The sequence below is a fragment of the Curtobacterium sp. MCBA15_001 genome (genome assembly GCF_001864835.1).
In the GTDB taxonomy this organism is placed as follows: Bacteria; Actinomycetota; Actinomycetes; order Actinomycetales; family Microbacteriaceae; genus Curtobacterium.
On the sequence record NZ_MJGI01000021.1, the window covers coordinates 52,783 to 76,721 of the forward strand.

The 23,939-nt window shown below is 71.7% G+C and carries 24 protein-coding genes; 9 read left to right on the forward strand and 15 right to left on the reverse strand.

All coding sequences use genetic code 11. The features are described 5' to 3' along the window. Positions 1 to 181 precede the first annotated feature (181 nt). Both guaB and BIU90_RS06670 read left to right on the forward strand, forming a co-directional pair. Entirely contained in the window at positions 182 to 1,684 is a 1,503-nt protein-coding gene (gene guaB, locus BIU90_RS06665) for an IMP dehydrogenase (protein ID WP_071299458.1), read from the forward strand. A 255-nt stretch (positions 1,685 to 1,939) separates the two neighbouring features. After that, positions 1,940 to 3,277: an ABC transporter substrate-binding protein gene (locus BIU90_RS06670; protein WP_071299459.1), complete on the forward strand. Its 1,338-nt coding sequence runs from the start codon at positions 1,940 to 1,942 to the stop codon at positions 3,275 to 3,277. A 147-nt stretch (positions 3,278 to 3,424) separates the two neighbouring features. On the opposite strand, the gene rarD is transcribed toward BIU90_RS06670, so the two are convergent. Together rarD and groES are read right to left on the reverse strand one after the other, a co-directional pair. Then, positions 3,425 to 4,366, reverse strand: coding sequence for an EamA family transporter RarD (gene rarD / locus BIU90_RS06675; RefSeq protein WP_071299460.1), 942 nt, complete (start codon positions 4,364 to 4,366; stop codon positions 3,425 to 3,427). A gap of 155 nt (positions 4,367 to 4,521) precedes the next feature. Next, positions 4,522 to 4,818, reverse strand: a complete 297-nt coding sequence (groES, locus tag BIU90_RS06680; protein ID WP_056121496.1) for a co-chaperone GroES — start codon at positions 4,816 to 4,818, stop codon at positions 4,522 to 4,524. A 146-nt stretch (positions 4,819 to 4,964) separates the two neighbouring features. Between groES and BIU90_RS06685 the strand changes: the two genes are divergently transcribed. Continuing rightward, positions 4,965 to 6,170, forward strand: a complete 1,206-nt coding sequence (locus BIU90_RS06685; protein WP_071299461.1) for a class I SAM-dependent methyltransferase — start codon at positions 4,965 to 4,967, stop codon at positions 6,168 to 6,170. A 42-nt stretch (positions 6,171 to 6,212) separates the two neighbouring features. Here BIU90_RS06685 and BIU90_RS19155 read toward each other — a convergent pair whose 3' ends face one another. From BIU90_RS19155 to BIU90_RS18625, 5 genes are all read right to left on the reverse strand, one after another. Next, positions 6,213 to 6,998: a DUF4190 domain-containing protein gene (locus tag BIU90_RS19155; RefSeq protein ID WP_071299462.1), complete on the reverse strand. Its 786-nt coding sequence runs from the start codon at positions 6,996 to 6,998 to the stop codon at positions 6,213 to 6,215. Positions 6,999 to 7,066: 68 nt separating this feature from the next. Beyond that, positions 7,067 to 8,116 (reverse strand): tRNA (adenosine(37)-N6)-threonylcarbamoyltransferase complex transferase subunit TsaD, encoded by a 1,050-nt coding sequence (gene tsaD / locus BIU90_RS06695; protein ID WP_071299463.1) that lies wholly within the window; start codon positions 8,114 to 8,116, stop codon positions 7,067 to 7,069. Continuing rightward, complete coding sequence (gene rimI, locus BIU90_RS06700; RefSeq protein WP_254786967.1) at positions 8,109 to 8,648, reverse strand: ribosomal protein S18-alanine N-acetyltransferase; 540 nt, start codon at positions 8,646 to 8,648, stop codon at positions 8,109 to 8,111. Before rimI ends, tsaD begins: the two co-directional genes overlap by 8 nt. Beyond that, complete coding sequence (gene tsaB, locus BIU90_RS06705) at positions 8,645 to 9,259, reverse strand: tRNA (adenosine(37)-N6)-threonylcarbamoyltransferase complex dimerization subunit type 1 TsaB (RefSeq protein WP_071299464.1); 615 nt, start codon at positions 9,257 to 9,259, stop codon at positions 8,645 to 8,647. Before tsaB ends, rimI begins: the two co-directional genes overlap by 4 nt. A 26-nt stretch (positions 9,260 to 9,285) precedes the next feature. Further along, complete coding sequence (locus BIU90_RS18625; RefSeq protein WP_175470150.1) at positions 9,286 to 11,160, reverse strand: hypothetical protein; 1,875 nt, start codon at positions 11,158 to 11,160, stop codon at positions 9,286 to 9,288. 59 nt (positions 11,161 to 11,219) lie between these two features. Between BIU90_RS18625 and arr the strand changes: the two genes are divergently transcribed. The 4 genes from arr to BIU90_RS06730 all read left to right on the forward strand — a co-directional run bounded on the left by arr (position 11,220) and on the right by BIU90_RS06730 (position 14,634). Beyond that, positions 11,220 to 11,678 carry an NAD(+)--rifampin ADP-ribosyltransferase gene (gene arr / locus BIU90_RS06715; protein WP_071299466.1) on the forward strand — a complete coding sequence of 153 codons (459 nt, stop codon included), beginning with the start codon at positions 11,220 to 11,222 and terminating at the stop codon, positions 11,676 to 11,678. A gap of 121 nt (positions 11,679 to 11,799) precedes the next feature. Beyond that, positions 11,800 to 12,717, forward strand: a complete 918-nt coding sequence (locus tag BIU90_RS06720; RefSeq protein WP_071299467.1) for a CPBP family intramembrane glutamic endopeptidase — start codon at positions 11,800 to 11,802, stop codon at positions 12,715 to 12,717. Continuing rightward, the gene (locus BIU90_RS06725) at positions 12,704 to 13,969 is read left to right on the forward strand and encodes a sensor histidine kinase (protein ID WP_139195145.1); all 1,266 of its coding nucleotides are present in this window, start codon (positions 12,704 to 12,706) and stop codon (positions 13,967 to 13,969) included. Before BIU90_RS06720 ends, BIU90_RS06725 begins: the two co-directional genes overlap by 14 nt. Then, a complete protein-coding gene (locus tag BIU90_RS06730) occupies positions 13,966 to 14,634 on the forward strand; it encodes a response regulator transcription factor (RefSeq protein ID WP_071299468.1) in 669 nt (222 codons plus the stop codon). The genes BIU90_RS06725 and BIU90_RS06730 overlap by 4 nt, the downstream gene beginning before the upstream one ends. On the opposite strand, the gene tsaE is transcribed toward BIU90_RS06730, so the two are convergent. Genes tsaE through glmS form a run of 5 tightly spaced genes read right to left on the reverse strand, consistent with a single transcriptional unit; the run spans position 14,631 to position 19,642 of the window. Next, a complete protein-coding gene (gene tsaE, locus BIU90_RS06735) occupies positions 14,631 to 15,116 on the reverse strand; it encodes a tRNA (adenosine(37)-N6)-threonylcarbamoyltransferase complex ATPase subunit type 1 TsaE (RefSeq protein WP_071299768.1) in 486 nt (161 codons plus the stop codon). The two genes, BIU90_RS06730 and tsaE, sit on opposite strands and share 4 nt — an antisense overlap. Before the next feature lie 38 nt (positions 15,117 to 15,154). Continuing rightward, positions 15,155 to 16,318 carry an alanine racemase gene (alr, locus tag BIU90_RS06740; protein ID WP_175470151.1) on the reverse strand — a complete coding sequence of 388 codons (1,164 nt, stop codon included), beginning with the start codon at positions 16,316 to 16,318 and terminating at the stop codon, positions 15,155 to 15,157. After that, the gene (gene alr, locus BIU90_RS06745; RefSeq protein WP_071299469.1) at positions 16,315 to 17,418 is read right to left on the reverse strand and encodes an alanine racemase; all 1,104 of its coding nucleotides are present in this window, start codon (positions 17,416 to 17,418) and stop codon (positions 16,315 to 16,317) included. The genes alr (BIU90_RS06740) and alr (BIU90_RS06745) overlap by 4 nt, the downstream gene beginning before the upstream one ends. After that, positions 17,415 to 17,786, reverse strand: coding sequence for a holo-ACP synthase (locus tag BIU90_RS06750; protein ID WP_071299470.1), 372 nt, complete (start codon positions 17,784 to 17,786; stop codon positions 17,415 to 17,417). The genes alr (BIU90_RS06745) and BIU90_RS06750 overlap by 4 nt, the downstream gene beginning before the upstream one ends. Positions 17,787 to 17,794: 8 nt before the next feature. Next, the gene (gene glmS / locus BIU90_RS06755; RefSeq protein WP_071299471.1) at positions 17,795 to 19,642 is read right to left on the reverse strand and encodes a glutamine--fructose-6-phosphate transaminase (isomerizing); all 1,848 of its coding nucleotides are present in this window, start codon (positions 19,640 to 19,642) and stop codon (positions 17,795 to 17,797) included. 71 nt (positions 19,643 to 19,713) lie between these two features. Between glmS and BIU90_RS06760 the strand changes: the two genes are divergently transcribed. Both BIU90_RS06760 and coaA read left to right on the forward strand, forming a co-directional pair. Further along, positions 19,714 to 20,199 carry a glutathione peroxidase gene (locus BIU90_RS06760; RefSeq protein WP_071299472.1) on the forward strand — a complete coding sequence of 162 codons (486 nt, stop codon included), beginning with the start codon at positions 19,714 to 19,716 and terminating at the stop codon, positions 20,197 to 20,199. A 103-nt stretch (positions 20,200 to 20,302) separates the two neighbouring features. After that, a complete protein-coding gene (gene coaA / locus BIU90_RS06765) occupies positions 20,303 to 21,247 on the forward strand; it encodes a type I pantothenate kinase (protein WP_071299473.1) in 945 nt (314 codons plus the stop codon). A gap of 138 nt (positions 21,248 to 21,385) precedes the next feature. On the opposite strand, the gene glmM is transcribed toward coaA, so the two are convergent. From glmM to rplM, 3 genes are read right to left on the reverse strand one after another with little or no spacing between them, the layout of a single operon-like run. Further along, on the reverse strand, positions 21,386 to 22,759 hold the full coding sequence (gene glmM / locus BIU90_RS06770; RefSeq protein ID WP_071299474.1) for a phosphoglucosamine mutase: 1,374 nt from the start codon (positions 22,757 to 22,759) through the stop codon (positions 21,386 to 21,388). Positions 22,760 to 22,781: 22 nt separating this feature from the next. Beyond that, positions 22,782 to 23,267 carry a 30S ribosomal protein S9 gene (gene rpsI / locus BIU90_RS06775; RefSeq protein WP_071299475.1) on the reverse strand — a complete coding sequence of 162 codons (486 nt, stop codon included), beginning with the start codon at positions 23,265 to 23,267 and terminating at the stop codon, positions 22,782 to 22,784. Between the two features lie 36 nt (positions 23,268 to 23,303). Continuing rightward, on the reverse strand, positions 23,304 to 23,750 hold the full coding sequence (gene rplM / locus BIU90_RS06780) for a 50S ribosomal protein L13 (protein ID WP_071299476.1): 447 nt from the start codon (positions 23,748 to 23,750) through the stop codon (positions 23,304 to 23,306). Positions 23,751 to 23,939 lie beyond the last annotated feature (189 nt).

Consider the following 23,939-nt stretch of genomic DNA (forward strand, 5'->3'; position numbering starts at 1 on the left):
GATTCGTGCCGAAACTGTGACCATGTGGAGGAAGCGACCCTGCGGGCGCGCCCCGGGCCTCCCGTCCGGCCTCTGCCGGTCGGAATGGGCGGTCGGTCGCGCGCGTTAGCATGGTCCATCCGGAACCCGACGCTGCGTCCCGGTGTTGCCGACCACTTCACCTCGCCCACGAAGGGGACCCATGGACCAGCCGGATCCGTTCGGATTCATCGGACTCACGTACGACGACGTCATGCTCCTGCCGGGGCACACCGACGTCATCCCGAGCGAGGCGTCCACCGCGTCCCGGCTCACCAAGCGGATCTCGGTGAACGTGCCGCTGCTCTCCGCAGCGATGGACACCGTCACCGAAGCCCGCATGGCCATCGCCATGGCGCGCCAGGGCGGCATCGGGATCCTGCACCGCAACCTGTCGATCGAGGACCAGGCCGCCTACGTGGACAAGGTCAAGCGGTCCGAGTCGGGCATGATCACGAACCCGGTCACCACCACGCCGGACGCCACCGTGGCCGAGGTCGACGCGATCTGCGGCCAGTTCCGGGTGTCGGGCCTGCCGGTGGTCGAGGACGACGGCACGCTCGTCGGCATCATCACGAACCGCGACATGCGTTTCGTCGCCGCGTTCGAGCAGCAGACCACGCTCGTCCGTGACGTCATGACGAAGGCGCCGCTCATCACCGCCGCCGAGGGCATCGACCCCGAAGAAGCGGTGGCGATCTTCGCGCAGCACAAGATCGAGAAGCTCCCGTTGGTGGACGCCGACGGCAAGCTCCGCGGGCTCATCACGGTCAAGGACTTCGACAAGAGCGAGCAGTACCCGGACGCGACGAAGGACGACGAGGGCCGCCTGCGCGTCGGTGCCGCCATCGGCTTCTTCGGCGACGCCTGGGAGCGCGCGGTCGCACTGCGTGACGCCGGGGTCGACGTGCTCGTCGTCGACACCGCCAACGGCGAGAGCGAAGGCGTGCTCGACATGGTCCGCCGCCTCAAGGCCGACCCCTCGTTCGCCGCGATCGACGTGATCGGCGGCAACGTCGCGACCCGTGCCGGTGCGCAGGCGCTCATCGACGCCGGCGTGGACGCCGTCAAGGTGGGCGTTGGCCCGGGCTCGATCTGCACCACCCGCGTCGTCGCCGGTGTCGGCGTGCCGCAGGTGACCGCCGTGTACGAGGCCTCGCTCGCCGCGCGCGAAGCCGGCGTCCCGATCATCGCCGACGGTGGCCTGCAGTACTCGGGCGACATCGCGAAGGCCCTGGTGGCCGGCGCCGACACCGTCATGCTCGGCTCGCTGCTCGCCGGTACCGACGAGTCCCCCGGCGACCTGGTCTTCGTCAACGGCAAGCAGTTCAAGGCCTACCGCGGCATGGGCTCGCTCGGCGCGCTGCAGACCCGCGGCAAGAAGACCTCGTACTCGAAGGACCGCTACTTCCAGGCCGACGTCCCCTCGGACGACAAGCTGATCCCCGAGGGCATCGAGGGTCAGGTGCCGTACCGCGGCTCCGTCGGCAACGTCGTTTACCAGCTCACCGGTGGGCTCCGGCAGTCGATGTTCTACGTCGGCGGTCGCACGGTCCCCGAGCTCAAGGCCCGCGGCAAGTTCGTCCGCATCACGGCGGCCGGGCTCAAGGAGTCGCACCCGCACGACGTGCAGATGGTGGTCGAGGCACCGAACTACACGCGGTAGCGCACCCGGTCCGGATGACGGCGGCGGTCCCCTCGGGGGCCGCCGCCGTTCTGCGTGGGAGCGACGCGCACGAGCGGGCGCGCGCGCACGTGTGCGCCTGCTCAGCTTCGTCACGGCTCGGTAACGAAACGTCCAGGTTCGGATTTCGTCACACGCGCGAAACACAATCGCCCTACTTTTGCCGCATCCCACACGGGGGCGTCGCACTCGACCCGATGCGACTCCAGGCCTCCGTGCCGAGAAAGGGTTCCACGGATGATCAGAACCACCCGCGCCACCACGGCGCTGGCACTGGCGGGAGCGGCAGCGGTGCTGCTCGCGGCGTGCTCCACCGCAGGCAGCACCTCCGACCCCTCGTCGTCATCGTCCTCGTCGTCGGCGAAGAAGGACCCGGCGGCGAGCTGCAAGGCCCCGTCCTCGCCGGGCACGGACGCGCTGAAGATCGGTACGATCCTGCCGCTGACGGGCTCGCTCGCGTACCTGAACCCGCCGGCCGAGTCCGGCGTGGGCCTGGCCGTCGAGGACATCAACGCGGCGGGCGGTGTCCTCGACAAGGACGTCACCATCGACCCGCAGACCGACTCCGGCGACAGCACGGACATGACGGTCTCGAGCTCGGCGGCGACGAAGCTCGTCAACGCCAAGGTCCCGGTCGCGATCGGCGCGGAGTCGTCCTCGGTCACGCTCAACGTCATCGACCAGCTCACCAGCAGCTGCATCGTGGAGATCTCCCCCGCCAACACGGCGACCGACCTGTCGGGCTACTCGTCGTACTACTACCGGACCGCTCCGCCGGACTCGGTGCAGGGTTCGGCGCTCGGCCAGCTCGTCACCGGAGACGGCAACGCCAAGGTCGCGTTCCTGGTCTTCAACGACACGTACGGCACCGGCCTGCGCAACTCGGTCCAGGCGGCCGTCGAGTCCTCCGGTGGCCAGGTCGTCTACGGCGGCAAGGGCAAGGGCCAGGAGTTCCCGCCCGGACAGACCACGTTCTCGTCCGAGGTCACTGCGGCACTCGCCTCGAAGCCGGACGCGATCGTCGTGCTGGCGTTCGACGAGACGAAGTCGATCGTCCCCGAGCTCGTCTCGCAGGGCTGGGACATGTCGAAGGTCTACATGTCGGACGGCAACACGGCCGACTACGCGAAGGACTTCGACCCGGGCACCCTCAAGGGCGCGCAGGGCACCATCCCCGGTGCCTCGCCGAAGGACGACCTGAAGCAGCGCCTGGTCGAGTACTACAAGAAGTCGTCCGGCAAGGACCTCGCCGACTTCTCGTACGCGGCTGAGTCCTACGACGCCACCACCCTGGCCGCCCTGGCCGCGGTGAAGGGCAAGGGCACCGACTCCGGGACCATCCAGGCCAACATGGACAAGGTGTCCGGGGCCGACGGCGGTACCGAGTGCTCCACCTTCGCCGACTGCAAGAAGCTGCTCGACGACGGCAAGGACATCCACTACACGGGGCCGTCCGGCATCGGGCCGTTCGACTCGAACAACGACCCGTCGAGCGCCTACATCGGCATCTACAAGTTCGACGACCAGAACACCCCGCAGTACCAGAGCGCGATCCAGGGCTCGGTCAAGAAGTAACACCAGCGAGCACATCGCGAAAGCGACAGTTCTCCGCGGAACCCCCGTGGAGAACTGTCGCTTTCGCGTTGGTGAAGCACACAGGCGGCGCCAGCGGCCGGCAGGCGGCCAGCGGCCGACACGGACAGGAGGCCCGGCTCGGCCCCGTCAGGCCGCTGCGGCAGGCAGCGGCACCCGTCGGGCGCGGCGCGCCGCCACGAACGAGTCCGTCGTCAGGACCAGCAGTGCGAGCCACACGATCGCGAATCCGATCCACCGCGAGGTGCTCATCGCCTCGTGCTGCACGGCCACGCCGACGACGAGCTGCATCACCGGGGTCAGGTACTGCGTCAACCCGAGCGTCGACAGCGACAGCCGACGAGCCGAGGACGCGAAGAGCAACAGCGGCACCGCCGTCGCCGGACCTGCCGCGACCATGAGCAGCGCGTGGCCCCAGCCGGCACCGCCGAAGGTGATCCCGCCGCCGAGCCCCGTCACGCCCATCACGACGAGCGCGACCACGGCGACGGGCACCAGCCACATCGTCTCCATCGTCAACCCGCTCAGCGCGTCGACGGTCCCGCCCACCCGCTTCTTGACCAGGCCGTACAGCCCGAACGAGAACGCCAGCACGAGCGAGATCCACGGCATCTGCCCGTACCCGACCGCGATGACGACGACGGCCACGACGCTGATGCCGACCGCCGCCCACTGCGCCGGACGCAGGCGCTCGCGGAGCAGCACCACGCCGAGCGCGATCGTCACGAGCGGGTTGATGAAGTAGCCCAGTGCGGCCTCGACCGTGTGGCCGGTCGTCGTCGCCAGCACGTACACGGTCCAGTTCACGACGATGAGGACCGCGGCGATGCCCATGACGCCCATCACCCGGCGCTGGGCGATCAGGCAGCGGGTCCGGAGCCACGACCGGGTGAGGGCGATGCCGACCACGCAGAAGCCGAGCCCGAAGACGATCCGCCAGGCGACGATCTCGAACGCGCCGGCGGGGGCCATCGCCGTGAAGAGGAGCGGCATGAGTCCCCACAGGCCGTAGGCCACGACGGCCTGCAGGACACCGACGGATGCCTCGCTCCGGGCCACGCGCTCACTCACGCACCAATGCTACGGACGTGGAACGACATCCGGGGCCGAGCCGGGCCTCCTGTCCGGAAGCGACGCGACGGAAGCGACGCGCCGGACGCGACGGGCCGGGAACGGCGAACGCCCCGCCAGCTGGGCTGACGGGGCGTTCGACGAGTGGAGCGGTCTCAGTGCTCGATGACGGCGAGGACGTCGCGAGCGGAGAGGACCAGCAGGTCCTCGCCCGAGTACTTGACCTCGGTTCCGCCGTACTTGGAGTAGATGACCTTGTCGCCGACGGCGACGTCGAGCGGCACGCGGTTGCCGTTGTCGTCGATGCGACCCGGACCCACGGCCACGACCTCGCCCTCCTGCGGCTTCTCCTTCGCGGTGTCCGGGATGACGAGACCGGACGCAGTGGTCTGCTCCGCCTCGACCTGACGGATGACGATGCGATCTTCGAGCGGCTTGATGGTGACGGCCACGGTGACCTCTTCTTTCTCGGTACTGACTGGTACAGATGAAAACCGGTTGGCACTGGACACACGAGAGTGCCAGTGCCAACTGTAGAGGGCTGTTGGCACTCGGTCAATCCGAGTGCCAGCGCTCCGGTTGGTGACAGGATCGTCTCATGGACGCCGCCGATCTCGCCCAGCTCCTGACCCCGCAGGGCATGGCGCTGCTCGACCGGACGCCGAACGTCTCCGACGACGGCGAGATCGTCCGCGTCGTCTCGCGGCTGCGGGCCGAGGGGCACGATCCGGGGCTCGTCGCGGCCGTCCTGACCCAGGCGAAGCTGCGGCAGAAGGCCCGCGGCAAGTTCGGCGACTTCGCGGGCCGGATGCTCTTCACAGAGGCCGGCCTCGAGCAGGCGACCCGGCTCGCCGTCGCGGCGCAGCACGCCGGACGGTTCGCCGCCGCGGGGCTGCACCGGGTCGCGGACCTGGGCTGCGGCATCGGCGGGGACGCGATGGCGATGGCGGCGCTCGACCTCGACGTGACCGCGGTGGACCGGGACGAGGTCACGGCGGCAGTGGCGACCCACAACCTCGCACCGTGGCCGGACGCCCGCGTGGAGCTCGGCGATGCCGCCTCGTTCGACCTGTCGCGCGTCGACGGGGTCTGGATGGACCCGGCCCGACGGACGACGGGGCACACGAACACGCGGCGCCTGGCCGACCCGGACGACTGGTCGCCCTCGCTCGACACGGTGTTCGCAGCCGCCACCACCACCCCGACCGGCGTGAAGCTCGGCCCGGGGATCGACCGCGACCTGGTCCCGGACACCGCCGAGGCGCAGTGGACGTCCGTCGACCGCGAGGTCGTCGAGCTCGCTCTCTGGTTCGGGCCGCTCGCCCGACCGGGCATCCGCCGAGCCGCGACGGTCATCGGCACACACGGCATCGCCGAGCTGACCGCCGCTGCCGACGCCGAGGACGTCGAGGTCGGCCCGATCGGCGCGTACCTCTACGAGCCCGACGGTGCCGTCATCCGCGCACGGCTGATCGGCGACCTGGCACGGTCGATCGACGGCCGGATGCTCTCCGAGGGGATCGCGTACGTCACGTCGGACCGTGCCGTGACGACACCGTTCGCGCAGGGCTTCCGGGTGCTCGACACGATGCCGCTCGACGTCAAGCAGCTCAGCGCCCGCCTGGCCGCCGAGGGCGTCGGCACCGTCGAGATCAAGAAGCGCGGGGTGGACGTCGACCCTGCCCAGTTCCGGAAGCGCCTGCGGCTGCGGGGCGGCTCACGACGCATGACGCTGGTGCTCACCCGCCTGGAGGGACGGCACACCGCCGTCCTGTGCGACCGGCTCACCGAGGCGGTCGGCTGAGCCAGCCGCACCCCGGCCGTCCGGACCGCCTGATTGAGCGCGTCAGCCGATGAACGCGCCGGCGCCCGAGCCGAAGTCGTCGCCGTAGTCCGAGTAGCTGCCCGAGTTGCTGATCGCGACGACCAGGAAGATGATCCAGATCAGCCAGATGCCCGTCATCACCCACCCGGCGATGATGCCGGTGAGCGCGAGGCCACGGCCCTGCTCGCCGGACTGTCGGATCCGACCGAGCGCCAGGTGGCCGAGGATCGCGCCGGCGGGACCGAGCAGGATCGCGACGACGAAGAGCGGGATCGCGCCGAGGCCGAAGACGATCGACAGGATCGCGAACAGGTTCGTCTTGGGGCGCTGCGCGTAGGGCTGGTAGCCGGTCGCGGCGTAGGGGTTCTGGGCCTGCTGCTGGGCGTAGGGGTTGTACTGCCCCTGGCTGGGCTGCTGGCCGTACTGCTGCTGCGCGTACGGGTTCGCCGGCTGCTGCCCGTACTGCTGTTTGGCGTACGGGTCGGGCTGCTGGCCGTACTGCTGCGGCTGCCCGTACTGCTGCGGCTGCTGCTGCGCGTAGGGGTTCGGCGCCTGCTGGCCGTACTGCTGCGGCTGGCCGTACTGCTGGCCGGGCTGCTGGCTGGGCTGCTGCCCGTACGGCTGGGGCTGGCCGTACTGCTGCTGGCTCGACTGCTGCTGTCCGGGCTGCTGCTGTCCGGGCTGCTGCGGGGTGTCCTGGCCGTACCCGTTCGGTTCGGCAGCGGAACCGGGTGCGGGAGCGGATGCGTCCGGGCGCTGCCCGTCCGACTGCTCGCCCGGCTTCGGCCACTGGTTCTGATCGGACACGGTGCACCCCTCTCGACGACCCCGGTGGCCGTCGAGAGCGATCCTCCCACACGCGTCGGACGGCGGGTTCAGACCTGGACGGTCGTCACCGGCAGCGTGGAGTCGGCTGCGATCCCGAGGTCGCTCGGTGCGTGTCCCTCGGCGACGAGGCGCGCACCGACGGCCGCGATCATGGCACCGTTGTCCGTGCACAGGTCGAACGGCGGGATCCGGAGCGCCACACCCGCGGCGGCACACCGCTCCGTGGCGACCGCCCGCAGCCGGGCGTTCGCCACGACGCCGCCACCGAGCAGCAGTCGTGGGACGCCGGTGTCGCGGCAGGCGGCGAGCGCCTTCGTCAGCAGGACGTCGACCACGGCCTCGCGGAACGAGGCGGCGACGTCGGCCACGGGGACCTCGCGCCCCTCGTCACGGCAGCGCTCGACCCACCGCGCGACCGAGGTCTTCAGCCCGGAGAACGAGAAGTCGTAGCGGTGCGCGACGAGGTCCTTCGGCAGGGTCAGCCCGCGGGGGAACCGGATCGCGGTGGGGTCGCCCTCGGCCGCGGCCCGGTCGATCTGCGGCCCGCCGGGGTAGGGCAGCCCGAGCAGCCTCGCGACCTTGTCGAAGGCCTCGCCCGCGGCGTCGTCGATGGTCTCGCCGAGCAGTTCCACGTCGCCGACCAGGTCCCGCACGAGCAGCAGCGAGGTGTGCCCGCCCGAGACCAGCAGCGCGACCGTGGGCAACTCGATCGTGCTGCCGTCCGCCCGCAGTACGTCCGCCCCGACGTGGCCGACCAGGTGGTTCACCCCGTAGAGCGGCTTGCCGGTGGCCACGGCGAGCGCCTTCGCGGCCCCCACCCCGACCATGAGCGCTCCGGCCAGGCCTGGTCCGGCCGTGACGGCCACGGCGTCGAGCTCGTCGACCGTCACCCCGGCATCGGCGAGGGCGCGTTCCAGGGTGGGCGTCATCGCCTCGAGGTGCGCCCGCGCGGCGACCTCGGGGACGACGCCGCCGTAGCGCGCGTGCTCGTCCATGCTCGACGCGATGACGTTGGCGAGGAGCGTCGTCCCGCGCACGATGCCGACCCCCGTCTCGTCACAGCTCGTCTCGATGCCGAGCACCAGCGGTTCAGTCATCGCGCGTCTCCTGTCCGATCGGGCCCGGTCCGGTCCGTGGCGCGGTCGGCGCGGCGGCCAGCTCCGCCCGCATCACCCACGCGTCGACCCCGTCGGGTTGGTAGTAGCGCGGCCGGGTGGCGATGTGCTCGAACCCGAAGCCGGTGTACATCGCCTGCGCGACCGGGTTGTCGGCGCGGACCTCGAGGAACACCTCGTGGACCCCGCGGCGCCGGGCCTCGTCGAGGAGCTCGGTGAACAGCACGCGACCGATCCCGTACCCTCGGTGCTCGGCCGCGACGGCGATGGTCTGCACGTCGGCGACCGGGTTGCCCGCGAGCGAGGACAGCCCGGCGTACCCGACGATCGTCGGCGCACCGCCCTCGGTGGTCTCGACGACGACGTAGTGGCCGTGCGGGGACCACAGCTCAGCGGACATCTGCGCAGCGGACCAGGCGTCGGTCGGGAACGACGCGTGCTCGAGCCACATCACGTCGTCGAGGTCCTGCGGGTGCGCGCGCCGCAGGCGCAGCCCGTCGGGCAGCGACGTCACCGCGCCACCCGCTTCGGCGCGCCCGGCATCGTGACGTCCGGGTCGCGCAGGTAGAGCGGGGTGTCGTCGGCGAAGGACGCGCCGGACGCGAGCCGGTCCGCTGCGAGCACCCCGAGCCTCCCGGCCGGGATGGTGACGGCGGTGACCCGCCGGAACCGACTGGAGGCTCCCAGCACGTCGTCCAGGTCCGCCGGCCTGGCGAGTCCGGGGCCCGCAGTGCGCGCGCCGGCTCCGTCGTGGACGCTCCAGTGGACCTCGCGCCGGCGGGCGTCCGTCAGGACGACGAGCGGCGCACCGTCGGCCTGTTCGGCCGCCACGGCGTCGTGGCTGACGAGCGGGTGCACGGGGACGCCGCGCGCCGCGGCGAACGTCCGCGCTGCCGCGATGCCGACCCGGAGTCCGGTGAACGGTCCGGGGCCCATCCCGGCCACGACACCGGTGACGTCCGCGGCGACGATGCCGGCGTCGGTCAGGACGTCGGCCAGGAACGGGCCGATGACCTCGGCATGGCGCCGGGTGTCCTCGGTCGAGCGCTCGGCCAGGACCTGGCGCGTGACCGGGTCGACGACCGCGACGGAGGTCCCGGCTGAGGTGTCGATCGCGAGCAGCACCCGTCCATCGTAGGCGCGCGCGCCGGTCAGTCCTCCTCGGGCGGCTGGTCCGGAGCTGCGCTGCGCCGAGCGGACCGCCGTGCCCAGGCGGAGGTGGCGACACCGCCGCCGAGCAACGCTGCCGCAGCGCCCGCGGTGGTGCCGAGCTCAGCACCTGTCCAGGCGAGTCGGCCGGCGCGCCCGGGACGCTGCCCGGTCGGTCGACCGCCCGCGGCGCCGTCCCGGGATCCGGCGTCGGGGTCGGTGTCGGTGTCGGTGGGCGAGGGTGTGGGCGTGTCGGTCGGTCCGGGCGTCGGACGGGGGTCGGGTCCGGGACCGGGACCGGAGTCCGTCGTCGGGACGTACGTCCGGCGGCCGAGCAGCGGCGGGCCGTCACGGACGGTGATGCTCGCTTCGATCGTCGCGGACGCGATGGTCAGCACCCCGTCCTGCACACGGTGTTCACCGGGCAGGAGCGGCACGATCGTGCGGTGCATGCCCTCGACGTCACCGGCGAGGTGTGCTGCGTTGGTGAACGTGATCGACGATCCCGGCACGGGGGCGTACTGCCCGAGGTCGCCGACCGTGACGACGAACGGACTGACCGCACGGACGAGGTAGTCGCCGAGCGTCGAGAAGTCCGGCTCGACGGACTCGTCGGGGAACCCGACGAACTCCATCTCGAACAGCTGCGGCAGCACCAGGACCGGGTTCGCCGGGTCCTGCCACGTCGCGACCACCGGGTCGATGTGCGGCGCGAACCGCGCGTCGTCCTCGCTGAGCCGCTCCGCCACGCGCCGCCGGAGCGCAGGATCCACCGGCGGGACCGTCGCAGCGGGGGCGACGTGCTCCAGCAGGGTCTCGACCGCGGTGCGCCCAGCGCGGAACCCCGGGGCGGGATCCACGTCGATGCGTCGCAGGAGCTCGCCGACGGTGCTGCCGATGAGGTACGAGCCGCCGCGGTTCCCCTGCGTGATGAGGTAGTCGAACGTGTCGGCTATGTCGAGCTCGGGATCGGCGGCGCGCAGGATGCCGAGCCGGTCGAGGTCGGTCATCGCGGGCTGCCCGTCGGCCTCCGCCATCGCGAGCGCCGCGACGAGCATCTCGTCCGCGAAGTACTTGGCGGACCCCTCGGCGATGTCCTTCTCGCGGCGGAGGACGACGTCGTCGGGGTACCGACGCGACCAGTCCGTCACCCGACGGGCGAGCCTGGGGAGCAGGGTGTCCGCGTCGTCCGGTGCGCCGAGGGCGTCCGAGGCAGCGACGTAGACCTGGAGCCTGGCCAGGGTGCGGTCGAGGTCGCCCGGGTACTCGGTCGCGATCTGCACCGTGTCGCGACCCCACCCCTGGCCGACCTGCACGACGCCGTGGAAGGACTCGTGCGTCGCCAGGATGAACAGCCCGGTCGCGAGCGCGTCCGTCGGGGACATCGGTCGCTGCAGGTCGGGGTAGAAGTCCTTGATGTCGTCGAAGGCCCGGTACAGCCGCACTGCCGGCGCTCCGTTCCAGGTGACGAACGCGAACCCCGCGGACATGATGCCCGGGATCAGCGGGGCCGCCTCCGCCGCAGCTGCGTCGATCGGGGTGGTCCCGTCCGGTCGGATCTCGACGGCGGGGTCACCCGGGTGCACTGCGTCCGGGTCCTCGAGCATCAGGATCGCCATGGACGGGTACGGGGTGTCGGAGAACACCGCCGGGCTGTCCGCCCACTGCCGGACCAGGCGCTGCAGGGCCGTAGCCGTGCTGTCGAAGGTGGCGGGCGCGGTCGGGGCTGCAGTTCCAGAGACGTCGGCGGCCGCGGCGGCAGTCTCGCCGAGAACGCGCAGCATCCCGGCTGCCGCGGCGGAGGCGGCGACGGCCGTCAGGAGCGTCCGCCGACGGAGCACCGGAGCAGGAGGGCGAAGTGGAGGTGTCGAGGACATCCCGGGACCATATCAGAATGTTGTATTTCATCAGGAAGCAGTCGTCGTAGGGTGTCCGCATGAGCGACGTCCGCGGCGAGGGGCCGTTCTTCCACGGCACCACCGCAGCCCTCGTGGTCGGCGACCTGCTGACGCCGGGGTTCCGGTCGCGGTACCGGCCCGAGGTCGTGATGCGCCACGTCTACTTCACGGCGCTCGTGGACGGCGCCGGGCTGGCCGCCGAGCTCGCGGTGCTGCTCGCGACCCGCGATGCAGCCGCTGCGGACGGTCCGTCTGCGGGCGAGCCCGTGCTCCCGCGCGTGTACCGCGTCGAACCGACGGGGCCGTTCGAGGACGACCCGAACCTGACCGACAAGAAGTTCCCGGGCAACCCGACCCGGTCGTTCCGCAGCGCCGACCCGGTGCGCATCGTCGCCGAGGTCACCGACTGGACCCGGCTGACCCCCGAGGCGCTGCAGCTGTGGCGCGAACGCCTCGCCGTGCTCACGGGGAACGGTGGCGGCGAGATCATCAACTGACGCGTCTCCTCCGAAGGGATGGTGTCCGGCGCTTCCTCCCGATGCCGGTCGTCCGGCGTGCGCACCGTTCCTAGCGTCGACGTGTGGCCGATCGTCGGTCACGCATCCGACGGAGGACACCATGACCACCATCGACCGGCCTCGACCCCAGGCTCCGGGCAGCGCCTCGGGCCTCGTCCGCCGACACCCGCTCGTCGCGTTCGCGGTCCTGGCGTGCGGCCTCAGCTGGCTCGCCTGGATCCCCTACGTGCTGTCGCCGCACGGCCTCGGCGTGTGGGACCTGCACGTCCCGGAGCTGTTCGGCTCCGCGCAGCTCGCCGGGGTCCTGCCCGGGGCGCTGCTCGGCCCGCTCGGCGCGGCGTTCGTCGTCACGGCGGTCACCGACGGTCGCGCGGGACTGCGCACCTGGGTCGGTCGGCTCTGGCGGTGGCGCGTCGCATGGCAGTGGTACGCCCTGGCGCTCGTCGGCGTCCCGCTCCTGGTGCTCGCCGCCGGCGCGATCGCCTCGGGCGGCGTCATGCGTGCGCCGTCCTTGATCGCCCTCGCGACCCTGGTGCCCGCCCTCGCCCTCCAGATGGTGACGACCGGCCTGTCCGAGGAGCCCGGCTGGCGGGACTTCGCGCTCCCCCGGCTGCAGCGTCGCTTCGGCCCGCTCGGTGCCGCGGCGGTCCTCGGCCCGCTGTGGGCACTGTGGCACATGCCGCTGTTCCTGTCCGACTGGGGCGGCTGGCCGGATGCGCACTGGACGGCACCGCTCGTCTTCGCCGGCTTCACGATCACCTTCAACGTCGTGATGGCGTGGGTCTTCAACCGCACGGGCGAGAGCCTGCCGCTGTCCGTCCTGCTGCACGTCGGCGTGAACAACACGGTGTCGGTGCTGTGGACCGACATGTTCCCGGGCATCGACGCCGACCGCGGGGTGCTCGTGCTGTTCGTCGGCGCCACCGTCGCCGCCACCGTGATCGTCATCGCCACCCGGGGTCGCCTCGGGTACACCGGCGAGCGCTCCTCCGTAGACTCCGCTCATGGCCAGCGCTGACGCCCGCGAGCCGGTCGCCGCACCGGTGCGCCGCCGTGACCTCGTCGTCGCCGCCGTCGTCGCTGCCGTGTCCGTCTCCCTGCTCACGTCCCTGCCCGCGCTCGACGCGACGGATCCGGACGCCGTGCCGCTCGACGCACCGGCGGTGGCCTCGGTCGGCTGGTCGCTGCTGCTGAGCGTCCTGCTCCTGCAGTCGGCCGCGCTCGTCGTCGTCCGCCGGGCACCCGCCACGGTCCTGGTCGCCGTCGCCGTGCTCGGCGTCGTGCCGGCGGCGAGCGCCGGTGGCACGGCGGGCCTGACGGCGCTGCCCGTCGGTGTCGCCGTCGTCCTGCTGACCCTGCTCGTGCCTCCGGTCCGGCGGTGGCCGGCCCTCGCCCTGGCCGGGGCGCTCGTCGCCACCGCCTCGGCCGTGAACGCCGTGGTCGCCCTGGACACGCCGCTCGGCCTCGCGGTCGGCCAGGGTGTCCTGCAGGCGGTCGGCACCGTCGGGCTGCCCCTGCTCGCCACGCTCGTCGTCCGCTCCCGCCGCGAGGTCCGGTCCGCCCGCACGGCCGAACGCCACGCGATGGTCGACGCGACCCTGGCACGTGAGCGTGCGGCGATGGCCCGGGAACTCCACGACATCGCTGCGCACCACCTGTCCGGCATCGCCCTGATGGCCGGGGTCGTCGACCGCCAGATCGACACCGAGCCCGACAAGGCCCACGCCGGGGTGCGACAGGTCCGCGAGCAGAGCACGGCCGTCCTCGACGACCTCCGCCGCCTGGTCGGCCTGTTGCGCGACGACACGGCTGCCGGGCGGTCCGTCGAGACCTTCGCGGCCCTCCCGGCCCTGGTCGAGCGTGCCGCCGTCGACGCGCGCTACACCGTCCTGACCGACGACCCGGACGCGCCGGTCGGCGCCGGGGTCGGCCCGCTCGCGCAGCTGGCGGCGTACCGGACCGTCCAGGAGGCCCTGACCAACGCCGCCAGGCACGCTGCGGGTTCCGTGTGCACCGTCCAGGTCGACGACCGGTCCCCGGACACCGTCACCGTCGTGGTCCACAACGACCGGCCCGGTCGGCAAGCCGACGGTCGGCCCGGTCGGCCCGTCGACGGCCGGCCCGACGGGCGGGCTGCGTCGAGCGGCTTCGGGCTGGTCGGCATGCGCGAGCGTGCGGAACTGGTCGGTGCCACCCTGTCGCACGGCCCCGCCGCGGACGGCGGATGGGACGTCCGGCTGGTCCTGCCCCGGGACGGTGGTGCCGCGTGATCCGCGTGCTCGTCGCCGACGACCAGGCGCTCGTCCGTGCCGGGATCGCCGCGCTCCTGGACGCCGAACCCGACCTGGAGGTCGTCGGGGTGGCGAGCGACGGCGCCGAGGCACTGGCGCTCGCCCGCTCGACCCGGCCGGACGTCGCGTGCCTGGACATCCGGATGCCGGCCGTCGACGGCATCGAGGTCGCCCGGCAGCTCTGCGCACCCGACGCCGACCCCGCGGTGCCCGTCCTGATGCTCACCACGTTCGACCTCGACGACCTGGTGTTCGGCGCGCTCGAGGCCGGCGCGTCCGGCTTCCTGCTCAAGGACGCCGACCCGGACACCATCGTCGGGGCCGTCCGGCAGGTGGCCGCGGGGAACGGCACGATCGACCACCAGCTCACCCGCCGGGTCCTGCGGGAGTTCGTCGAGCGCCGGCAGCTGCAGCCCGTGACGGGCGGCCGCGCCGACGGGCTGCTCACCGCCCGCGAGCGCGACGTGCTGCTGCTGTTGGCCCAGGGCATGTCGAACGAGGAGATCGCCGGCACGCTGGTGGTCGAGCTGTCGACGGTGAAGTCCCACGTGGCACGGATCCTGCCGAAGCTCGGCGTGCGGTCGCGGCTGCAGGCGGTGGTGTGGGCGTACCAGAACCGCATCGTGCGGCCCGCCGGGGACTAGAGCGCCACGCCGTCCCAGCGCGGGCCCGTGCCGGTGACGACCACGCGGCGGGGCTCGTCGGGGACGTCGTCCGGGTCGGTGTCCTCCGTGCCCGGCGCGTCGCCCGGGCCGGTCGCGCCTGGCGCCTCGCCCGCGCCGGTCGGGCGGGAGATCTCGACGTCGAGCACGCTGTCACTGATGCCGTCGACCATGCCCCGGCCCCACTCGACCACCACGATCGCGGCGTCCCAGTCGAGGTCCAGGTCGTCGAGCTCGACCGGGTCGGACAGCCGGTAGGCGTCGACGTGCACCAGGTCCGGACCGGCCGTCGTGGGATGGGTCCGGGCGAGCACGAACGTCGGGCTCGAGACCTGCCCGCGAGCACCGAGGGCCGCTCCGAGCCCGCGCGTCATGGTCGTCTTGCCGGCGCCGAGCGGCCCGGTCAGCACGACGAGGTCCCCACCGCGCAGGACCCCGGCCAGCCGTGCACCGAGCTCCCCCATCGCGGCACTCGACGCGACGGTGGTGTCGAGCAGGACGTTCACGCGTGCTCTCCGCGCAGGTACGCGCCGACCCGGCCTTCGACCGAGTGGCCCTGGTACACGCGGGGCACCCGGGGGCCGATGCGGCAGACGATCTCCTCGCCGATGGTGTCGAGCGCCTCGCCCCACTCGAGGACGGTCGTCTCGTCGTGCTCCCCGGTGCCGAACAGCACGACCGTGTCGCCCACGCGGACGTCGTCGTCGCCGACGTCGACCAGGAACTGGTCCATCGCGACCCGACCGGCAATCGGGTAGCGCGTCCCACCGATCGCCACCTCGACACGGCCCTGCGCGAGGCGCGGCACCCCGTCCGCGTAGCCGACGGGCACGAGCGCGAGGGTGGTCTCCGCCGAGGTCCGGTACGTGTAGTCGTACGAGACGCCGGTGCCGGCCGACACGCGCTTGGTCTTCGCCACCGACGCCGTCAGGGTCATCACCGGCTCGAGCCCGAGGTCCGCCGCCGAGACACCGTCCGCGCCGGGGATGCCGAACAGGTTCGCCCCCATCCGGACCATGTCCTTGCGGTACTCCTTGCGCGTCAACCCGGCGAGCGAGGCGGCGACGTGCTCCATCGGCAGGTCCAGCCCCAGGTCCTCGGCCTGTTCGACCGCCCGGTCGAACAGCGACACCGCGGTGGCGTCGTCCTCGTCCGAGGACTCGGCCAGGTGCGTGTAGGCCGCGACGACCTCGATGCGCCCGGCGCGCTGGGCGTCCCGCGCGAGTTCGACGAGCGCGGGCCAGTCGTCGAGCGACGACCCGTCGCGGTGCAGGCCCGTGTCGACGCCCAGGTGCACCCGCGCCGGTCGGTGGTCGACGGCGTCGACGACCCGCTGCAGCTCGGCGACGTTCGAGACGCCCAGGTCGAGCGCGGAGTCGATCGCGTCGCGGAAGTCCAGCGCCGGGTCGTGCTGCCAGGTGAACAGGTGGACGTCCTCGCCGACACCGATCGCCCGCAGCCGCAGTGCCGCGGGCACGGTGAGCACGCCGATCCAGCGGATGCCGGCGTCGACTGCGGCCAGGGCGATCGGCTCGAGGCCGTGCCCGTACGCGTCGGCCTTCATGATCGCCATCACCTCGACGGGGTCCATCCACCCGCGGACCAGGTCGAGGTTGGCGCGGTAGGCGTCCAGGTCGACCACGGCCTGGCGCAGGGGCGCGCTCACGTCGTCCTCCGTTCGATGCTCCGGCCGAGCCGGGCGACGACCTCGTAGTTGATGGTGCCGACCGCGGCGGCCCAGTCCTCGACCGCGGGGTCGCCGTTCGCGGGGTCGCCCCAGAGCACGACCTCGTCACCGACCGCGACGTCCGCGTCGCCGATGTCGACGTGCATGGCGTTCATCGCCACCCGGCCGACGACCGGGAACCGACGGTCACCGATGCGGACGGACACGTGGTTGCCGAACGCGCGGTCGAACCCGTCCGCGTACCCGAGGCCGATCACCGCGAGCCGCGTGTCGGTCTCGGCGCGCCAGGTGTAGCCGTAGCTGACGCCGTCGCCCGCGGGCACGACGACCGTGCGCAGCACCGCCGCGGTCAGCCGCATCGCCGGGCGCAGTCCCAGCTCGGCCGAGGTCCGGTCGGGGAAGGGACTGAGTCCGTAGAGCGCGATGCCGACCCGCGCCAGGTCGCGACGGGTCTCGGGCAGCGCGATGCTCGCGGCGCTGGCGGCGAGGTGCACCACGTCCGGACGGATCCCCCGTGCGGCGAGCCCGTCGAGGGCCCGCTGCAGGGCGGCGTCCTGGTCGAGGTCGTCGGAGCGCGACGCGTTCGACAGGTGGGACATGAGTCCTTCGACCCGGGTCCGGGCACCGGCACGGGCGAGGGCGCCGGCGCGGTCGAAGAGCTCGGGCCACTCGGACTCGACGGCACCGTTGCGGCTCAGGCCCGTGTCGACGCAGACGTGCACGGCGGGGACCTCGGCGTCGGCCGCGCTCGAGAGCTGCTCGACGCTCGACACCGCCGGGGTGATGCCGTACTGCGCCGCACGCCGGAAGTCCTCGTCGGGGGCGTGCAGCCAGGCGAGGATGCGGACGCCCTCGTCGATGCCGGCCTGCCGGAGCGCGATGCCCTCGTCGATGTCGGCGACGCCGAGCCACTCCGCGCCGGCGTCCACGAACGCGCGGGCGGCGTCAGCCGCGCCGTGCCCGTAGCCGTTCGCCTTGACGACGGCGACGACGCCGGACGGGGCCACCTGGTCGGCGAGCGTCGCGTAGTTGGCGATCAATGCCTCCCGGTCGACCGTGATCCCGGTGAACGCACTCACTTCTCTCCCTCGATGACCACGAACGCCGTCGCGATCCCACCGTCGTGCGACAGCGACAGGTGCACCGACCCGACGCCGCGCGCCGCCGCCACCCGCTGTGCCTCGCGCCGGAGCGTCAGCGACGGGTTCCGCTGGTCGTCGGAGACGACCTCGAGGTCCTGCCAGCTCAGTCCCGCACTCGACCCGAACGCCTTGATCAGCGCCTCCTTCGCCGCGAACCGCGCGGCCAACGAGGCGACCGGACGCGGCTCACCGTCACGGAGCTGCTCGGACGGCGTGAACAGCCGCGTGCGCATCGCCGGCGTGCGCGTGAGCACCCGCTCGAACCGCTCCAGGTCCACGACGTCGACCCCGATGCCGATGATCACGTCCGTGACTACTCGACGGTGACCGACTTCGCCAGGTTGCGGGGCTGGTCGACGTCCAGCCCCTTGGCCGCAGCGAGTTCCATGCCGAACATGTGCAGCGGTGCGACCGCCAGCAGCGGCTCGAACAGCGGCGTCGCGAGCGGGATGCGGAGCACCTCGTCGGCGAAGGGCAGCACCGCGGCGTCGCCCTCTTCCGCGATGGCGATCACCCGGGCACCGCGCGCGCGGATCTCCTGGATGTTCGACACGACCTTCGGGTGCAGCGACCGGGCGTCACGCGGCGACGGCACGATCACGAAGACGATCTGGCCGGGCTCGATGAGCGCGATCGGACCGTGCTTGAGCTCGCCCGCGGCGAAGCCCTCGGCGTGGATGTAGGCGAGCTCCTTGAGCTTGAGCGCACCCTCGAGCGCGATCGGGTACCCGACGTGGCGGCCGAGGAACAGCACGCTGCGGGTGTCCGCCATCCACTTGGCCAGCTCGGCCACGCCCGAGGCGTCGGCGATGGTCTGCTCGAGCTTGCCGGACAACCCCTCGAGCTCGGCGACCTGCTCGGCGATCTGCGCAGCGCTCAGCGTGCCGCGGAGGGTGGCGAGGTGGAGCCCCAGCAGGTAGAGCGCGACGCCCTGCGCCAGGAAGGCCTTCGTGGACGCGACCGCGACCTCGGGGCCGGCGTGCGTGTAGATCACCGCGTCGGACTCGCGCGGGATCGTCGCACCCTGGGTGTTGCAGATCGAGAGGACCTGGGCGCCCTGCTCACGGGCGTACTTGACGGCCATCAGCGTGTCCATCGTCTCGCCGGACTGGCTGATCGAGACGACGAGCGTGCGGTCGTCGAGCACCGGGTCGCGGTACCGGAACTCGTGCGCGAGCTCGACCTCGACCGGGATGCGGGCCCACTGCTCGATGGCGTACTTGCCGAGGATTCCGGCGTAGGCCGCGGTGCCGCAGGCGATGACGATGACGCGGTCGACCTGCTGCAGGCGCTCGGCGATCGGGTCGAGGTCGGTCAGGGTGACGGCGCCGTCGTGCACGCGGCCGAGGATGGTCTTGGCGACGGCCTCGGGCTCCTCCGAGATCTCCTTCGCCATGAAGGAGCTCCAGCCGCCCTTGTCCGCGGCGGAGGCGTCCCAGTTCACCTCGAACTCGCTCGGCTCAGCCGGGCTGCCGTCGAAGTGGATGACGTCCACGCCGTCGGGGCGGATCGTCGCGATCTCGTCCTGCCCGATGGACAGCGCGCGCTGGGTGTACGCCACGAAGGCCGCGACGTCCGACCCCATGAAGTTCTCGCCGTCGCCCAGCCCGACCACAAGGGGCGAGTTGCGACGGGCACCGACGACGACACCGGGCTGGTCGGCGTGCACCACGAGGAGCGTGAACGCGCCGTCGAGTCGCTGCACGGTCTGCTGCATCGCGCTCGTCAGGTCGCCCGTGACGCGGAACGCCTTGGCGACCAGGTGCGCGGCGACCTCGGAGTCGGTCTCGCTGAGGAACTCGACCCCGTCGGCGACGAGCTCGTCCCGCAGCGTCGCGAAGTTCTCGATGATGCCGTTGTGGATCAGCGCCAGCTTGCCGCCGTCGGCCAGGTGCGGGTGGGCGTTCTCGTCCGTCGGGCCACCGTGCGTCGCCCAACGGGTGTGCCCGATGCCGGTGCCGCCGTCCGCGATGGGGTGCTCGGCGAGTTCGTCGACCAGCATCTGCAGCTTGCCGGCCTTCTTCGCCGAGGTCAGGTCACCGGCCGGGTCGATGACCGCGATGCCGGCCGAGTCGTACCCCCGGTACTCGAGTCGTCGCAGCCCACCCAGGAGCACGTCCGTGCTGCTCTTGCTGCCGACGTAGCCCACGATTCCACACATGGCGTCGATCCTACGATGCCGTCGAGCCCGCTCACTGCGAAGCAGCAGACCCCGGGGATACCGTGACCGACATGGGACGTTTCGACGACATCGCCATCACCACGCTGCACGGCGAGCAGACCACCTTCGGCGAGTACGGCGACAAGGCGGTGCTCGTGGTGAACGTCGCCTCGCGCTGCGGCCTCGCGCCGCAGTACGAGCAGCTCGAGGAGCTCCAGAAGACCTACGGCCCGCGCGGGTTCACGGTGCTCGGGTTCCCCAGCAACCAGTTCCTGCAGGAGCTCGGCTCGTCGGAGGCCATCGACGAGTACTGCTCCACCACCTGGGGCGTCACCTTCCCGATGTCCGAGAAGGTCAAGGTGAACGGCGGCGGCGCGCACCCCCTCTACAAGGAGCTCAAGCAGACGCCGGACGCCGCGGGCAAGGCCGGCCGCGTGATCTGGAACTTCGAGAAGTTCCTCGTCGCGCCGGACGGCACCGTCACGCGCTTCCGCCCCACGACGAAGCCGGACGCCCCCGAGGTCATCGCCGCGATCGAAGCGGCACTGCCCGCCTGAGCCGTCGCGCCCGGCGCTCCCGCGGCATCGGACGGGAGGGCCGGATCGCGCTGGCAGCGCGCGTCACGTCCGCCGCGCCTCCCGGCTGGTTACGCTCGTTCCCATGCCGATCCCGGAGACCACCGTCGCGCACCCGACCCCCTTCGTGGAGATCCCGCGTGAGGAGTGGGCCCAGCTCGCGCCGAAGGAGCACCTGTCCCTGACGGAGCGGGAGATCGTCCAGCTGCGCGGACTCGGCGACCGGCTCGACCTGAACGAGGTGCAGGAGGTCTACCTCCCGCTCTCCCGACTGCTGACGCTGTACGCGGCGGGGGCGCGCGACCTGCACGCCCAGACCAGCCGCTTCCTCGGCGAACGTGCCGGACGCACGCCGTTCGTGATCGGTGTCGCCGGGTCGGTGGCCGTGGGGAAGTCGACCGTGGCGCGCCTGTTGCGGGAGCTGACGAAGCGCTGGCCGGACACTCCGCGCGTGGAACTCGTCACCACCGACGGCTTCCTGTACCCGAACGCCGAGCTCGAGCGCCGCGGGATCATGGACCGCAAGGGCTTCCCGGAGTCCTACGACCGGCGCTCGCTGCTGCGGTTCGTCAGCCAGGTCAAGAGCGGGGCGGCCGAGGTCCGGGCACCGTTCTACTCGCACCTGGTCTACGACATCGTCCCCGACGCCGAGATCGTCGTGCGGCAGCCGGACGTCCTCATCGTCGAGGGCCTCAACGTGCTCGCGCCGCCGCTGCACGGGCGACTCGCGCTCTCCGACCTGTTCGACTTCACGATCTACGTCGACGCCAAGACCCGCGACATCGAGTCCTGGTACGTCGACCGGTTCCTGGCCCTGCAGGAAGAAGCCTTCGCGAGCCCGGACTCGTTCTTCCACCGGTTCGCCTCGTTGTCGCGCGAGGACGCGGTCGAGACGGCCACGCAGGTGTGGCGGGCGATCAACGAGCCGAACCTGGTGGAGAACGTGCTGCCGACGCGCTCGCGGGCGACGCTCGTGCTGAAGAAGGGCGCGAACCACAAGGTCAACTCGGTGCTGCTCCGCAAGATCTGAGCGGGCGGCGGGCGGGCGGCGCGGGTGCGGCCGGCCCTGCGTCGTTTGCGTTGGCACAACGAGAAGCACCCCGCGCCACGCGATCACGTGGTTCGGGGTGCTCTCGCTTGTGCGAACGCGATGCGCACCGCCCGGGTCCTACGCGGCGTCGAGCCCCAGCCGGTCCTCGACGACGGCCGCGAGCTCCTCGGCGATGCGCTGGGCGTCCTCCTGCGAAGCGGCCTCGACCATGACGCGGACGACCGGCTCGGTGCCCGACGGACGCAGCAGCACGCGGCCGGTGTCCCCGAGCGAGGCGGATGCGGCAGCGACCGCGTCCTGCACGCCCTGGTCGGCCAGCCCGTGCCGGTCGACGCCCTTGACGTTGAGCAGCACCTGCGGGAACACCGTCATGCACGCGGCGAGCTCGGCGAGGGTCCTGCCCGTGCGGGCCATCTCGGCGACCAGGTGCAGCCCGGTCAGGATGCCGTCACCCGTCGTGGCGTACTCCTGGAAGATGATGTGGCCGGACTGCTCGCCGCCGAGCGAGTAGCCGCCCTCGTTCATCTTCTCGAGGACGTAGCGGTCCCCGACGCCGGCCTCGATCACGGTGATGCCCGCGTCGGCCATGGCGCGCTTCAGTCCGAGGTTCGACATGACCGTCGCGACGAGGGTGTCGGACACCAGGTGCCCGCGCTCCTGCAGCGACAGCGCCAGGATCGCCATGATCTGGTCGCCGTCGATCGCGTTGCCCTGGGCGTCGACCGCCAGGCACCGGTCGGCGTCACCGTCGTGGGCGATCCCGACGTCGGCACCGGCTTCGAGCACGGCGCGCGCCAGGTTGTCGATGTGGGTGGACCCGACACCGTCGTTGATGTTCCAGCCGTCCGGCTCGGCACCGATCAGCGTCACGCGGGCACCCGCGTTGACGAAGACCTCGGGCGAGACACCTGCGGCGGCACCGTTGGCGCAGTCGAGCACGACGTGGATGCCGTCGAGCCGGTGCGGCAGCGTGCTGAGCAGGTGGACGACGTAGCGGTCCTCGGCGTCGGCGAAGCGCGTGATGCGCCCGACACCGATCCCGGTGGGGGTGGGTGCCGACTGGTCGTGCATCGCGGCCTCGATGCGGTCCTCGACCTCGTCGGGGAGCTTCTTGCCGCCCGTGGCGAAGAACTTGATCCCGTTGTCGGGAGCCGGGTTGTGCGAAGCGGAGATCATCACGCCGAAGTCGGCGTCGACGTCCGCGACCAGGAACGCGGCAGCGGGGGTGGGGATGACCCCGGCGTCGAGCACGTCGACGCCGGCGGAGGCGAGCCCGGCGGCGACGGCCGCACCCAGGAACTCGCCGGAGACGCGCGGGTCGCGCGCCAGGACCGCGCGGGGGCGCGGTCGGCCGGACGCCCGGCGGGCGTCCGCATGGTGTCCGTGCGTGAGCACGGCCGCGCTGGCCTGGGCAAGACCCAGAGCCAGCGCGGCCGTCAGCTCGCCGTTGGCGAGTCCACGAACACCGTCGGTACCGAACAGACGCGGCATGACGATCGGGTTCGTCGAGCGACTAGCGCTTCGAGAACTGCGACGCCTTGCGGGCCTTCTTGAGACCGGCCTTCTTGCGCTCGATGACGCGGGCGTCACGGGTCAGGAAGCCGGCCTTCTTCAGCGTGGCGCGGTTGTTCTCGCGGTCGATCTCGTTCAGCGTGCGCGCGATGGCGAGGCGCAGGGCGCCGGCCTGACCCGAGGGGCCACCACCCGTGATGCGGGCGGTCACGTCGTAGGAGCCGAGGAGCTCGAGCACCTTGAACGGGTCGTTGATGAGCTGCTGGTGCAGCTTGTTCGGGAAGTAGTCCTCGAGCGAACGGCCGTTCACCACGAACGAGCCGGAGCCCGGGACGAGGCGGACGCGCGCGATGGCCTCCTTGCGGCGCCCGACGGCACCGCCCGAGACGTTGAGGATCTGACGGGGAGCGGCCTCGGCAGCGGCGGGTGCGCTCTCCGTGGTGAAGCTCTCCGGGGTCTGGTCGAGGGAGTCAGCGATCTGTGCCATGAGTTGTCTTGTTCCTTGAAGTCGTCGTGGCCGCTGTTACTGCGAGACCTGGTCGAAGGTGTACGTCTTGGGCTGCTGTGCGGCGTGGGGGTGCTCGGCACCCGCGTACACCTTGAGCTTCTTGAGCTGCTCGCGGCCCAGCGTGTTCTTCGGGAGCATGCCGCGGATCGCCTTCTCGACGGCGCGGGTCGGGTGCTTCTCGAGCATCTCCGGGTAGGAGGTCGCGGTCAGGCCGCCCGGGTAGCCCGAGTGACGGTAGTAGACCTTCTTGGCGAGCTTGGAGCCGGTGAGGGCGACCTTGTCCGCGTTGACGATGATGACGAAGTCACCCATGTCCATGTGCTGGGCGAAGGTGGGCTTGTGCTTGCCGCGGAGCAGGGCGGCGACGTGCGAGGCGAGTCGGCCGAGGACGACGTCGGTCGCGTCGATGACGATCCAGTCGTGCTGGACGTCAGCCGGCTTCGGTGAGAACGTGCGAGTCACAGGAGTGCTGCTTTCGTGTCGAGGTGAGGAGTCCGTGAATCCCACTCCGGTGCGGTGTTCTGCGGGTGACACCCGGTGAACGCCACGGTGGAGGGCTCATCTGACTGTCTGGCACACAGCGGTGCGCAGACCAAGGTGAGAGCTTACCGGACGCGACTCGCCCGGGTCAAACGTGGGCAGGAACGGACG